The 13586-nt window shown below is 34.8% G+C and carries 18 protein-coding genes; 10 read left to right on the forward strand and 8 right to left on the reverse strand.

Going from position 1 to position 13586, the window contains the following annotated elements:
• Window position 1 precedes the first annotated feature (1 nt).
• Window positions 2-823 carry a 3-deoxy-8-phosphooctulonate synthase gene (gene kdsA, locus PHI38_RS03610; protein WP_299852976.1) on the reverse strand — a complete coding sequence of 274 codons (822 nt, stop codon included), beginning with the start codon at window positions 821-823 and terminating at the stop codon, window positions 2-4.
• Between the two features lie 26 nt (window positions 824-849).
• Window positions 850-1737: a DMT family transporter gene (locus PHI38_RS03615; RefSeq protein WP_299852940.1), complete on the reverse strand. Its 888-nt coding sequence runs from the start codon at window positions 1735-1737 to the stop codon at window positions 850-852.
• Between the two features lie 54 nt (window positions 1738-1791).
• On the opposite strand from PHI38_RS03615, the gene PHI38_RS03620 reads away from it, so the two are divergent.
• The 4 genes from PHI38_RS03620 (at window position 1792) to PHI38_RS03635 (ending at window position 4645) form a co-directional block, all read left to right on the forward strand.
• Window positions 1792-2832: a hypothetical protein gene (locus PHI38_RS03620; RefSeq protein ID WP_299852942.1), complete on the forward strand. Its 1041-nt coding sequence runs from the start codon at window positions 1792-1794 to the stop codon at window positions 2830-2832.
• Between the two features lie 16 nt (window positions 2833-2848).
• On the forward strand, window positions 2849-3451 hold the full coding sequence (locus PHI38_RS03625; protein ID WP_299852943.1) for a DUF3108 domain-containing protein: 603 nt from the start codon (window positions 2849-2851) through the stop codon (window positions 3449-3451).
• 75 nt (window positions 3452-3526) lie between these two features.
• Window positions 3527-4279, forward strand: coding sequence for a DnaJ domain-containing protein (locus PHI38_RS03630; RefSeq protein ID WP_299852945.1), 753 nt, complete (start codon window positions 3527-3529; stop codon window positions 4277-4279).
• Window positions 4280-4282: 3 nt separating this feature from the next.
• On the forward strand, window positions 4283-4645 hold the full coding sequence (locus PHI38_RS03635) for a cytochrome C (RefSeq protein WP_299852947.1): 363 nt from the start codon (window positions 4283-4285) through the stop codon (window positions 4643-4645).
• A gap of 7 nt (window positions 4646-4652) precedes the next feature.
• Here the strand turns inward: PHI38_RS03635 and PHI38_RS03640 are convergent, their stop codons facing one another.
• A complete protein-coding gene (locus tag PHI38_RS03640; RefSeq protein WP_299852949.1) occupies window positions 4653-5093 on the reverse strand; it encodes a phosphoribosyltransferase in 441 nt (146 codons plus the stop codon).
• A gap of 138 nt (window positions 5094-5231) precedes the next feature.
• Here PHI38_RS03640 and PHI38_RS03645 point away from each other — a divergent pair, with 138 nt between their 5' ends.
• Genes PHI38_RS03645 through der form a run of 3 tightly spaced genes read left to right on the forward strand, consistent with a single transcriptional unit; the run spans window position 5232 to window position 8019 of the window.
• Window positions 5232-5810, forward strand: a complete 579-nt coding sequence (locus PHI38_RS03645; protein ID WP_299852951.1) for an LPP20 family lipoprotein — start codon at window positions 5232-5234, stop codon at window positions 5808-5810.
• Window positions 5807-6472, forward strand: a complete 666-nt coding sequence (locus PHI38_RS03650; protein ID WP_299852953.1) for a CHAP domain-containing protein — start codon at window positions 5807-5809, stop codon at window positions 6470-6472. The genes PHI38_RS03645 and PHI38_RS03650 overlap by 4 nt, the downstream gene beginning before the upstream one ends.
• 59 nt (window positions 6473-6531) lie before the next feature.
• A complete protein-coding gene (der, locus tag PHI38_RS03655; protein ID WP_299852955.1) occupies window positions 6532-8019 on the forward strand; it encodes a ribosome biogenesis GTPase Der in 1488 nt (495 codons plus the stop codon).
• Between the two features lie 34 nt (window positions 8020-8053).
• Here der and hemJ read toward each other — a convergent pair whose 3' ends face one another.
• From hemJ to raiA, 3 genes are all read right to left on the reverse strand, one after another.
• A complete protein-coding gene (gene hemJ, locus PHI38_RS03660; RefSeq protein WP_299852957.1) occupies window positions 8054-8476 on the reverse strand; it encodes a protoporphyrinogen oxidase HemJ in 423 nt (140 codons plus the stop codon).
• A gap of 11 nt (window positions 8477-8487) precedes the next feature.
• Complete coding sequence (locus tag PHI38_RS03665) at window positions 8488-9087, reverse strand: hypothetical protein (RefSeq protein WP_299852959.1); 600 nt, start codon at window positions 9085-9087, stop codon at window positions 8488-8490.
• 62 nt (window positions 9088-9149) lie between these two features.
• Window positions 9150-9479, reverse strand: a complete 330-nt coding sequence (gene raiA, locus PHI38_RS03670) for a ribosome-associated translation inhibitor RaiA (RefSeq protein ID WP_299852961.1) — start codon at window positions 9477-9479, stop codon at window positions 9150-9152.
• Window positions 9480-9595: 116 nt separating this feature from the next.
• On the opposite strand from raiA, the gene trpS reads away from it, so the two are divergent.
• Window positions 9596-10555 carry a tryptophan--tRNA ligase gene (gene trpS, locus PHI38_RS03675; protein ID WP_299852963.1) on the forward strand — a complete coding sequence of 320 codons (960 nt, stop codon included), beginning with the start codon at window positions 9596-9598 and terminating at the stop codon, window positions 10553-10555.
• A 10-nt stretch (window positions 10556-10565) separates the two neighbouring features.
• Here trpS and argF read toward each other — a convergent pair whose 3' ends face one another.
• Both argF and hemB read right to left on the reverse strand, forming a co-directional pair.
• Complete coding sequence (gene argF, locus PHI38_RS03680) at window positions 10566-11486, reverse strand: ornithine carbamoyltransferase (protein WP_299852967.1); 921 nt, start codon at window positions 11484-11486, stop codon at window positions 10566-10568.
• A 100-nt stretch (window positions 11487-11586) separates the two neighbouring features.
• Entirely contained in the window at window positions 11587-12558 is a 972-nt protein-coding gene (gene hemB, locus PHI38_RS03685) for a porphobilinogen synthase (protein WP_299852969.1), read from the reverse strand.
• A 73-nt stretch (window positions 12559-12631) separates the two neighbouring features.
• On the opposite strand from hemB, the gene ribA reads away from it, so the two are divergent.
• Both ribA and rsmG read left to right on the forward strand, forming a co-directional pair.
• Window positions 12632-13195, forward strand: a complete 564-nt coding sequence (gene ribA, locus PHI38_RS03690; protein ID WP_299852971.1) for a GTP cyclohydrolase II — start codon at window positions 12632-12634, stop codon at window positions 13193-13195.
• Window positions 13196-13224: 29 nt separating this feature from the next.
• Window positions 13225-13586 (forward strand): 16S rRNA (guanine(527)-N(7))-methyltransferase RsmG (gene rsmG / locus PHI38_RS03695; RefSeq protein ID WP_299852973.1); only part of this gene is annotated, 362 nt, incomplete at its 3' end.

Genomic DNA, 13586 nt, shown 5'->3' on the forward strand with positions numbered 1-13586 from the left:
TTTATATCTCCTGTATCTTTTTAATTTTATTTATTATACGTTCTAACTCATCTAACTTTATCATATTTGGCCCATCACTTAGTGCACAGCTTGGGTCAAAATGTGTCTCAAAAAAGAAACCATCAACTCCAACGGCCGCTGCTGCACTTGCTAGATATGGAACCATCTCTCTATCTCCGCCTGTTTTTCCACCAAGCGCACCGGGAGCTTGAACTGAGTGCGTTGCATCAAAAATAGTTGGTGCAAACTCTCTCATGATTACAAGTGAGCGCATATCTACGACGATATTTCCATATCCAAAAGAGCTTCCTCTCTCACAAAGATATACGCCATGTTTTTTTGAAGCCTCATAACTTACCTCATCACAACCACGTGTCTTTAGTACTTTTGCTACTGAGTATTTCATATCTGGGGGATTTATAAACTGCCCTTTTTTGATATTTACCTCTTTTGTAGTTTTAGCACATGCAACAAGCAAGTCTGTTTGACGGCATAAAAATGCAGGGATTTGAAGCATATCTACAACTTCAGCAACCTGTGCAACTTGGCATGATTCATGAACATCAGTTACTACTTTGTAGCCAAAGTCATCTTTTACTTTTTGCAAAATCCTAAGTCCCTCATCAATGCCAAGCCCGCGAAAACTCTCTAATGATGTACGATTTGCTTTATCAAAAGAGGATTTAAAATAAAAATCGATTGTTTTATCATTTTGATAAATTTCTAACTCTTTTGCAATTTTAAAAATGTTTTTTTCACTCTCAATAACGCAAGGTCCAGCGAGTAATTTCATATGTTTACCTTTTAAAAAATAGAAAGTGATTATATCATATTGGGTTTAATGTAGAATTATTTTGATTTTACAACCATAATTCCGGCAATGACTATAAGAACAATTCCACATGTAGTTATAAAGTTTGGCAGAGCGTCTCCAAGGAGCATCCCTACAAAAATAGCAAAAACTATATTTGTATAACTCACTGCCCCAACTATTCCGGCTTTTGTCTCTCCATATGCTTTAGTCATAAAGTATTGAGAGAAGGTTCCTAGCACACCTAGCCCTACAATATAAACCCAAACAACTCCGCTAGGAATAATAAACTCTCCCATCATAAAATCAAGTTCAGCTATATAAAAATAGCGTGAGAGTATAAAGAGTAAAATCGGACCAACTGTTCCAACTAAAGTAAAGGATAAAACTATCATTCTTGTATCGTAATAGTCTTTTAGCTCCCTAATCGAAGTGTATGCAAGAGCGGCACCTATACCGCTAAAGATTCCCAATATGTCATATTTGCTAAACCCAAATCCACTTGGTTGTGCAATCAAAACAATTCCACAAAAGCCGATAAATACGGCAATCCAAGCACTAAGCGATAGTTTTTCATTTAAAAATAGCCATGCAAAAATAGCCGTAAAGATAGGCGCTGTTTTTGAGTAGGTTACAGCGTCACCAAGCGGTATATTTGCTATATTATAAAAATAGGCAAGAAGAGCCAAAAAACCCATTAATCCTCTAAAAAAAAGCAGAAATGGCTTTCCACCTTTACTCTTCATAGGGCTTTTATAAAGAGCATATCCTATAAAAATAACACCAAAAATATTTCTAAAAAAAACAACTTCTAGTGAGCTCATATGCTCTGAAGCTAGTTTTGCAAAAGCACCCATAACTGCAAAAAGCAGCGAGGCGATGAGCATATATTTTATACCGTTATTTAGCTCTTTAATTTGTTTCATAGACGCAAGTATACCAATCTTTTTTAGGAACACTTGCAAAAACATAGGTTATAATTGATAGTACAAGCAAGTGGAGATATGATGAAACAGTACTTTATTGCTCTTATTTTATATCTATCTTTATCTATCAATCTTATTGCGGAAAATAATACAACACAGCACACATTTAATAAGTATGTAGATGAGAGTCATAAAGAGTTTTCAAACTATGTTGTTGATTTTTTTAGCGGAGTGGATAATAGCATAAGTTATTGGGTTAAAGATACAGACAATAATGAAACCATAGAGAATCAAACGCTAAGCTCTGTTGATGAGTTTTTTAAAGATAAAAAGTTTATTGAAGACCTTGAGTCAAGCTTTATAAGGCTTCGTCTTGGCACAACACTTCAGTCAAAAGAGTCAATAGACTTTAACTATAAAATAAGAGCCCAGATACCACTAAGTAGGACCAAGAAAAGCTTTCAGCTTTTTATTAGTGATATTGAAGACAATCATATAGATACAGATGTATTAGCCCTAAAAAAGAACACAAGCACGCAAGTCGGAGTTAACTACTTCGCACCAATTTATAAAGATATAAAATCAAAATACTCCATAGGAATCAGTAGCCTAACTCCTTATGCAAAAGCGAGATACTCCAAAGATTTTAAAGCAAACAAGTGGCTTATTCAGCCCACTCAACAATTTAAATACTCATTTAAATCAGACTGGAGTGAAGAGACAAATATCTATTTTGACCGAGCTTTAGATGAGAGATCTCTATTTAGAACTACACTTCATCGTTCAACTCAAGCACATGTAGATGGATTTGACTATGCGCTCTCGTTCTCTTACTACTTAACACCATCACACAAAAAAGGTTTTGCAGTCTCACAACTATTTTGGGGAAACTCCAAGTATAGTTGTGAAATACACCCAGAACAATACTCAGGCATTAGCAACTATGCAACACAATTTTCATGGCGTCAAAATATCTTTCGCAAATGGATTACTTATGAAATACAACCTATTGTAAGTTTTCATAGAGAGTATAATTACGAGCCAAATTATATACTACAATTTAACCTTGATTTTTATTTTGGAAATATAAACTAATATAGGGGCTAAAAATATGAAAATTAGGTACTTTTTAATATCGTTATTCATTGTAAGTTCACTTTGCGCACAAACATTTTCTAGCCGTTATGAAGTAGAAGTAACACTTTTTAAAAAGGTTGGTTATGCTGATGTACTCTTTATAGAAGATGGCCAAAATTATGAGATAAAACTTATAGCAACTACAATTGGTGCAGCCGCAACTCTTCTAAAACATAGAACTGAAACATTTACCAGCAAAGGCAAAATCATAGATGGAAGATATGTACCTGACGTGTTTATAAAAACAAAAGAGACGACAAAGAGATCAAGAACTCAAACATACTATTTTAATCATCTAAAAAGAGAGTACCAACTATATGCTATTGGTGCAAATAACGATAAAAACAGCATTTTAGTCTCATGTTTAGATAAAAACAAAGGCTCAGAGATAAGCTCTTTACAAAGAAGTGATTATCTCTACAATCTCAATGTTGAACCTTTTGAAAAAAGTGATAGTATAGTTGATGTTTTAGTTGCACTTGATAGTGATGGGATGTTAAAAGAGGCTTATATGGATGATCTTTTTTGGATTGGGAAAATCAGTGCAAAAAGAGTTCATCACAAAGTTACTAACTAAGATAACACGTTAGTAAAAATATATCTATTTATTAACTTCTATTTCTTATAATTATGCGATTTATAAAGGAGTGTTATGGGAAATATAATTGTTTTTGCAATTTTAGGCTGGTTTTTTTACTCAATTTTTAAAAGTTATGCAAAATATAGTGCTTACTCAAAGAAGGCCTTTAAGAACTTCTCAATCAACAAAGAGTCTCTGCAAAACAGTGAACTTGGTCTTTTCATAGCACTTGTCGCTAAAGTTGCAAAAGCTGATGGAAGAGTAGATGCGCTTGAAGCCGAACTTATCGGTATCATGTTTGATGATATTTCAGCAATTTTTCCAGAGCCTCAAAAAACAAAAGATATTTTTAAAGAGATATTTAACGAAGAGAAAGAAAAAAGAGACAATGTTCAAAGTATCGCCCAAACACTAGCTAGAGCAATAAAAAGAGATAGAGCAAAACAGCAACAATTTATGGGCTTTTTGATTCAACTCGCTTTTGTTGATGGAGAGTTAAGTAAGAGCGAAGAGATAATTTTAGCTGAGATTGCTGAGGCTCTTGAGTTTGATGTAAACCTCTACCACGCAATGTTTGACAGGTTTGAGAAGATGATGAGTAACATCACTCCTAAGGCAACTATAGAAGATGCTTATAAACTTCTAGGAGTGAAGCCCAGCGATGACATGGATACAATCAAAAAGGCATATAGAAAACTAGTTCGTGAATTTCATCCAGACATCATAAAATCTCAAGGCAAAAGTGAAGCTTACATGCAAGAAGCAACGGCAAAAACTCAAGAGATAAATCAAGCATACGAGATGATAAAAGAGAAGAGAGCCTAAAGTATGAGAGGCTTTTTTCTCTCTTTTATACTAGCGTCATTTATATACGCTGAGGACATGGGCTCACTTCTTTTTCACGGCAACTGCCTTACATGTCATCATGAAACAAAAACTATCTCCGCACCTTCTACAAGTGAACTTAGACAAAGATATAGAGATGCATTTTTTTCTAAAGAGGAGTTTGTATCTTATATGTCTGCGTGGGTTAAAAAACCCTCTTATGAAGGCTCGCTTATGCATGATGCTATCAAAAAACACGGCCTAATGCCGGAGTTAGGCTTTGATGATGATGCGCTAAAGAGTATTAGCGCTTATATCTATGAGACAGATTTTTTAGAGGAAGGAAAAACTCATCCTAAGAGATAGTTTTATCCTATAAAAAATCTCTCTCCCAAAAAAAATCTATCCAATCATCTGCTTCATTTATCCAAAAATCTGGCTCATAAATAGATGTTTTTTTATAAAAAAGTGTTGCTGATTTAAACTCTATCTCTTTAAACTCTTCATTAAGATAGTTCATAACAGCGCTGAGAGTTTCACCGCTATCAGATATATCATCAATGACTAAAACCCTCTTTACATCTTCAAAGCTGCATTTTTGAAAGAGTGTAATTTTCTCTCTTTTGTTATTCTTGTCATATAGTTCAGTTCTAATGCTTTGAACATCTCTTATATCTAAACCTTGAGAGACTGCATGAGCTAGTGTAAAGCCACCTCTTGCTATTGTTACAATAGCTTCAAAGTTATGCTCTTTAAGTAAAAGCAGTAACTTATTTGTGTCATCTTTAAAATTTTCATAACTATAATATTTCATAAAATGAATTGTACATAAAAACTCTAAAAAAGCCTCTAAATGAGGCACTTAAAACAAAGCATTGTGGTATGAATTAGTAAAATATCTTTAAGATGAAAACTGCTACAATCACCACAATAAAACAAAGGAGATCACCAAATGATCAAAACTATTTCATCTATTGCACTTGCAGTTCTGCTTAGTGCCATTATTACAGGTTGTTCAAAGGATGTTGAACCGGAGAATAGAAGCGTAGATTTTTCTTGTAAACAAGAAAATGTTGATGCTCCAAAATGGACTTGTATCCCTGAAGTAGCTGGACATTATGCCGGAGTTGGCATTGCTGAGAAGAGCGCTGCTGGAATGGATCATATGAGAAGAGTAGCAATGGCAAATGGTCGCTCCGATTTAGCGCAACAGATACAAACATTAGTAAAAGACAAAGTAAGTCTATATACTGGTACAACTGGTATTGCTGCTAGTGAGACAGTAGATAAAACGACTGAGAGCGTAACTAAGCAAGTTGCAAAAGTAAACTTAAGCGGTTCAAAAGCAGTAGATATGTGGAACGCACCTTCTGGCGCTATTTATATGCTTGTAACAGTTTCTAAAGATTCTACTAATGAGCAAATTAGAGATAACATCAAAACAAGTTTTAAAAATGATAATGCTCTTTGGCAACAGTTCAAAGCTAAAAATGCTCTAGAAGATCTTGAAAAAGAGTTCTCTGGAGAATGAAAAATATAGTATTTGGGCTTACTCTACTTCTGCTTTTTTTAACAGGATGTTCTCAAAAAGAAGTCGTTGTTCAGCCAAAATCCCAATCTATATCTAATATTCAAGACGAACAAGAGCTATCTACTCGTATGGCCATTATACACAGCGCTCTAAAACATCTAAATAAAAGTAGCTCTGAGGATTGCTCAGGGTTTATAGCCTTGGTAAATAGAGAGACTAATGAAACTCTTTACAAATCAGAAGAACTATATAAATATTTTGACAATACAAGTCGCGCAAAAGCTATTTTCAATATGCTTAAAGATGAAAATAGACTAGTAACTGACATCCTTCCAAAAATAGGAGATATCGTCTTCTTCTCAGATACTCTTCAAAAAAACAAGAGAGTAATAGGCTCCTTTAATATCACACATATTGGCATTGTTACAGAAGTTGATGATGATGGAACTGTTCATTTTATCCACAATATTCAAGGTAGCCCAAGGATAGATCAACTAAATATAGAACATTCAAACCATCAGATACTCTCAGGCAAAAATGTAAATAGTTTCCTAAAAAGATGTCCTAAAACAAAAGCAAAAAATGAGTGTTTAAGCTCCTTTTTCTTTAGTGCTTATGGATCTCCTATACCAAAAGAGAAGACTCACATAAGTAAAAACTAAAAAAAAACCACTTCTTTATTTAGCTATAATTCCATCCAATAAAACTAAGGTACTCTCATATGAAAAAAATCGCCATTATCGGTCGCCCAAATGTTGGCAAAAGCTCACTCTTTAACAGACTTGTAAAAAAAAGAGATGCTATTACCTCTGACATTGCTGGAACGACAAGAGATGTAAAAAGACGACATGTTGTTATTTTAAACAAACAAGCTCTTCTTCTTGATACCGGCGGACTTGATCAAGGGTGTGAACTTTTTGACAAGATCAAAGAGAAGTCTTTAGAAGCTGCAAAAAAAGCAGATATCATCCTCTATATGGTTGATGGAAAAAGTATTCCAGAAGATAGCGATAAGAAACTATTTTATGAGCTTCAAACTCTTGGTAAAGAGGTTGCACTTGTTGTAAACAAGATAGACAACGACAAGATGAAAGATAATCTTTGGGATTTCTATGAGTTTGGAACGGACGCTATTTTTGGAGTATCTGTTTCGCACAACAGAAGCGTAAACGCTCTTTTAGAGTGGATTTATGATAGATTGCCAGACGAAGATATCATCAAAAACGAAGATGAAGAAGATGATGTAAATGTTGTAGAAGAAGACGATGAAGAGTTTGAGTTTGACGATAAAGAGTACAATGAAGAGGAAGAGGATGATAACTTCTTCTATCCTGATGATAACGAAGAGGATGAGGAGTTTGAAGATGACTCTATCTTTGCTCAAAACGATAGAATCAAAGAGTTTGATGAAACTGATGTAAATCATATAAAAATCTCTATCATTGGGCGTACAAATGTTGGAAAAAGCTCACTCTTAAATGCTCTTCTTGGTGAAGAACGCTCTGTTGTAAGTAGCGTTGCAGGAACTACAATTGACCCGATAGATGAGAGTATGGAGTACAAAGGCAAACAACTTACATTTGTAGATACAGCAGGTCTTCGTCGTCGCGGTAAGATTGTAGGTATTGAGAAATTTGCACTTATGCGAACTAAAGAGATGCTAGAGAACTCAAACATGGCTCTTGTTGTACTTGATGGAAGTGAGCCATTTTTAGATTTGGATGAGAAGATTGCAGGTTTGGTTGATAGTAACCGCCTTGCTTGTATCATTGTTTTAAACAAATGGGATATCGCACCTAGAGAAGATTATGACAAGATTATTCAAGAAGTACGTGATAGATTTAAGTTCCTAGCTTACGCTCCTATCATAACGCTATCTGCAAAATCACATAGACGTGTTGATAAGCTCTTTGATATGATTTTAGAGATAAATGACAACTACTCTCAACATGTAAAAACGTCAGAGTTAAATGTTGTACTAGAAAAAGCACTTCGTCGTCATCAACTCCCAAGTATGCGTGGTCAGATTATTAGAATCTACTATGCAACTCAGTATGAAACAAGACCACCAAAGATAGCTATAGTTATGAACAAACCTCGCGGTCTTCACTTTACATATAGAAGATATTTGACAAATAAATTAAGAGAGGCTTTTAACTTTACTGGAACACCAGTTCTCTTTAAAGCTAAAAAAAGAGGCGAGAAATAAAGGGAAGTAATTCCCTTTAGTGAGTACAAAATAGTTAGAATGGTTTTATTATAACCATTGCCACTATTATAAGAAGCAAGATAGTCGGAACTTCATTATACATTCTAAAAAACTTTCCACTCTTATCACACTCATCTTTTAAAAATTTCTCTCTAAAATATCCAAGTGAAAAAAAGTATGCAACTAAAATAACTACAAAAAGAATCTTTGCATGTAACCAAGCATTACCACTAAAACCTAACTCAATTGCTAGGTAAGTCCCACTCAGTAGTGTTGCCCACATAGCAGGGATACCTATATACTTATATATTTTCATCTCCATAACTTTTACAACTTTTACAAACCCCTCATTATCAGCATTTTCTGCATGATAAACAAAGAGCCTTGGTAGGTAAAACAAAACTGCATACCATGATATAAAAGAGAGAATATGAAACCAAACAATCCAACTATACATAAATAACTTCCTTAAAATTTCTTCTCAATATAAAAACAATTGTAGTTAGAACCACCTTTTTTTACATTGTTCACTAGTCCAAAAATACCTGAGCGGTGTTTAATCAAAAAACCCACATACATTTTATTAAAAAACTTATTTTTTATTACTTTGCCTAGATTAAAATCTATCGTTGTATCGAGATAGTTAAGATAGTGCGAGGTATTATCCCCTCTATCTCTTGCTGATTCATACTCGCTAAATAAAATTCCACTTGTATAAGAGCCACCCTCACCAAATCCAAAACGAAAATACTCATCAAAGAAATTATAATACAACTTCAAATACAAGGTTGCCTCATAAACATCTTTTCCTAAGCTTCCCTCATCAAAATAAGCAAGTCCACCATAAACATATAAATCCAAAGGTAACTCAAAGATATTTTTTTTCAAAAGATATCCACCATCAATGGCATATACTCTCGGGTTTCCCTTGTATTCTTGAGATCTACCCATAAGTATCTCACCATAACTACTGTCTTTTGCAACACCCGCGCCAAGACGTAAAGTGTACTCTTCATCAGCAAAAATAGTAGTTACTAATAAAAAAAATAAAAATATATATTTTAGCAAGAGGAGTCCACTTAGATATTTTAGCAAGAGGAGTAGTTACATGCCAAGGTGATTGGCATGTTTTAAGCATCCATTGGTTCTAAATCTTTGATAGAAGTTGCTTGCTTTTGAATAACTTTTTCATGTAAACGCCATAGAGCTGTTGCTGCTCTATCTATTGCCAAATCAATAGCAGTGTCCAAATCTTCATCACTTTGGCCAATAACTACTGGTTGTGCATGTGCTATATGAACATCAAACTCTACTGAAACACCTTTTTTCTCTTTTTTTAGAGTCACATTTACTGTGATGATATCAAGTGAATATTTTTTAAATGCTTCTACTGCCGTCTCTATATGAGCTCTTGTATTTGCATGTAGAGCTACATCTTTTGCATGAATTTGTACATTCATCTTTTATCCTTTATGTTCATAGCTTTAGGTGCCATATATAAGCCCAATGTTAGCGAAATAAAGCTAAAAAATGTATAATAACGTAATGAAAATTTATACAATTTTGGAGTTTTAGGATGAGAGTTTTAACAGGTATTCAGCCATCTGGTGATTTGCATATAGGTAACTATTTTGGTTCGATTAAGCAGATGGTAGATGCACAAGAGAGTAGCGAGACATTTGCTTTTATCGCAAACTATCATGCAATGACTAGCGGAGGCAAAGATCTCGCAAGGCTAACTATGCAGTGCGCAACAGACTTTTTAGCACTTGGAATAGATCCTAAGAAATCTGTTTTTTGGGTTCAGTCAGATGTAAAAGAAGTTTTAGAACTTTACTGGATTTTATCTTCATATACTCCGATGGGACTACTAGAGCGTGCTCACAGCTATAAAGATAAAACTGCAAAAGGAATCGCAGCAAATCACTCACTCTTCTCATACCCTGTTTTAATGGCGGCGGATATTTTGATTTTTGGCTCTGAAATTGTTCCCGTTGGAAAAGATCAGATTCAGCATGTTGAGATTGCAAGAGATATAGCTATAAAGTTCAATAACCAATATGGAGATATCCTTACTATTCCAGAGTTTAGAATTCAAGAAGAGGTTCAAACTGTACCTGGGACTGATGGACAAAAGATGTCAAAGAGCTATGGAAACATAGTAAATATTTTTGGGCAAGAGAAGAGTCAACTAAAAGCTATAAAAAAAATCGTAACTGAAAATGTAGCGATGGAAGAGCCAAAAGAGTACGCAAGTTGTAATGTTTACAATATGGCAAAACTCTTTTTACAAGGAGATAACCTCATAGCACTTCAAGAGAGATATAAAAGTGGTGGCGAAGGGCATGGGCATTTTAAGATGTATCTAGCAGAGGTTATGTGGGAGTATTTTAAAGAGTTTAGACAAAAAAGAGAGTACTTTGAAGCTCATCAAGATGAAGTAAGAGAGATTTTAGATATGGGGGCAAAACGTGCTAAAGAGGCAGCACTTCCTATCATAGAGAAGATAAGAAGTGTAACTGGTATAAAATATTAAAATAAAGTTATTATCTCTGTTTATTTAGCCAAACCATTAACCCTTTTTGAGCGTGGAGTCTGTTTTCTGCTTCATTGAAGATTATCTCTGAGTGCGCCTCAAAAACCTCTTCACTAACCTCTAAGCCTCTATAAGCTGGCAGACAGTGGAGAAACCTTGCATCACTACTTGCTAATGACATCATCTTCTCATCAACCATAAATCCACTAAAGATTTTGATACGAGCCTCTTTTTCTTCCTCTTGCCCCATAGAAGTCCAAGTGTCAGTTGTAACAACTGTTGCACCTTTTATAGCTTCGGCTGGATCATTCATAACTTTTATAACTGCTCCACTCTCTTTAGCGATAATAAGGGCTTCTTGGAGGATTTTCTCATCAACTTCGTATCCTATAGGAGTTGCAACTCTTAGCTCAAAGCCTAGTTTTGCAGCTAACATAATCCACGAGTGAGTCATGTTGTTTCCATCGCCTACATAAGCCGCAACTATATTTTTTTCCATACCATACTCAACTAAAGTCATATAATCAGCGAGTAGTTGAACAGGATGATAAGAGTCAGTTAGACCATTAATTACCGGTACTTTAGAGTAAGAGGCAAACTCCTCTATACGTGTATGCTCGAATGTTCTAATCATAACCATATCGCACATGCTAGAAATCACTCTTGCTGTATCTTTTATAGGCTCGCCACGGCCAAGGTGGATATCTCTGTTTGATAAGAAAAGTGCATGTCCGCCTAGCTGAAACATTCCGGCTTCAAAGCTAACACGAGTTCTTGTTGAGCTTTTCTCAAAGATCATAGCAAGTGTTTGATTTTTTAGTTCATGTTTATAAGTACCATTTTTTAGGTTCTTCTTTATCTCTAAACCTATCTTTATAATCTCTAAAATCTCATCTTTACTAAAATCTCTTAGTGTTAAAAAGTGTCTCAATAATTTCCCCAAAAATATAAAATAAGCGTTAAGTTTATAACAATTCCCTTTAAGTATGCTTCTTTAAGCAATATCAAGCACACAAGAGAGAGATAAAAGGTTACTTTTGTAACATCCGCGCTACCTCTTTTGCATGATAAGAGATGATGATATCGGCACCAGCGCGCTTAAAACTAACCATAGTCTCCATAACAACTCTATCATAATCGATTAATCCTTGCATCCCAGCAAACTTTATCATGGCATACTCACCACTCACGTTATAAACAGCCATTGGAAGAGACGTCGCATCTTTTATCTCTCTTACTATGTCCAAATAAGCAAGTGCAGGTTTTACCATCAAGATATCTGCCCCCTGTGCCTCATCAGATATACTCTCAGCAATCGCTTCTCTTCTGTTTGCAGGATCCATTTGATATGATGCACGATCACCAAAACTTGGAGTTGATTCTGCTACTTCGCGAAATGGCCCATAATATCCTGAGGCAAACTTTGTAGAGTAACTCATGATAGGGAGATTTTCATAACCTGCACTATCTAATGCTTCTCTTAGAGTTGCGATTATGCCATCCATCATGCCAGATGGTGCTATCATATCTGCCCCAGCTTTTGCATGAACTATCGCTTGTTGTGCTGAAATCTTAAGTGTCGCATCATTATCCACTGTTTGGTTTTTTTCATCAATGATTCCACAGTGTCCATGATCTGTATATTCACAAAAACATAAGTCTGTTACTACAAACATATCTGGGTGAGCCTCTTTTATAGCTCTTATAGCTTTAGCAATGATTCCATGTTCACATAGTGAATCTGAGCCAATAGAGTCTTTTACGTCAGGTATTCCAAAAAGGATTATTGAATAAAGTCCTAATTTCTTAAGCTCTACGCACTCTTTTAAAACTTCATCTATACTCATCTGAAACACCCCAGGCATAGATGAGACTTCTGTTTTAATTCCCTCTCCAGAGCGAACAAAGAGTGGATAGATAAAATCATCTACTCTTACATGAGTTTGGCGCACTAGTGAACGAAGATGACTATTTAGGCGAGTTCTGCGAAATCTTTGAAACATTATTAAACCTTTTTTTAGCTATAATTTTTAAAAAAATATTTTACCTTTTTAAAGTTAAAGTTAGGACAATTTATTGGATATCGAGATCTCTGAAATAGCGAATTTACCATCAAGATTTGGTGATTTTAAGGTCAAAGTCTTTAAGGTTGGTTGCAAAGAACATTTAGTTATTTTTAAAGAACCACTTAGTGAGATTCCTATAGTTAGAGTTCACTCTGAGTGTTTAACAGGGGACGCTATAGGAAGTCTAAAGTGTGATTGTAGAGATCAGTTAGAGCACGCTCTACTTCTTGCTTCAAAAACAAATGGTATGGTCATTTACCTAAGACAAGAAGGGCGAAACATTGGACTTTTAAACAAGATAAACGCTTATGCCCTTCAAGATCAAGGGTTAAACACAATAGAAGCAAATCATCAATTAGGATTTGATACAGATGAGAGAACTTATGAAATAGTTCCTCTTATTCTTGAGGGTTTTGGAATCAAAAAGATAAAACTTCTTACAAATAATCCAAAAAAAGTTAGCTCATTAAGTGGTATTGAAGTCGTAGAGCGCGTGCCGATTATAATGAAGTCAAACCCTCATAACGAAGCTTACTTAAATGTAAAAAAAGAAGGCATGGGTCATCTACTTTAAGTAGTAACAAACAACTTTAAAGGAAATTTTTGAACTTAAAAACTGCCCTTGTGGAGCTTAATGCTGAGTTGCCTGACACATTTTTTCATCATATTCAAAAATACAAAGAGCATCTTTTTAAATGGAATAAGATACATAATCTAACTGGTGCTAAAGATGAGAAAACAATAGATGAGTTTATTTATGATGCCATCTACCCTATAACTTTTTTGCCAAAATGTAAAAATCTTTTAGATATTGGAACGGGTGCTGGTTTTCCAGGACTTATTTTAGCGATGGGACTTCCTGACGTTGAAGTAACACTTGTAGATCCTTTAGCAAAGAGAGCGAGTTTTTTACAGTTTATCAAAGCTGATCTTGGGCTTAATAACGTTAAAGTTGTACAAAAGAG

Source organism: Sulfurimonas sp. (genome assembly GCF_028694895.1).
GTDB lineage: Bacteria > Campylobacterota > Campylobacteria > Campylobacterales > Sulfurimonadaceae > Sulfurimonas.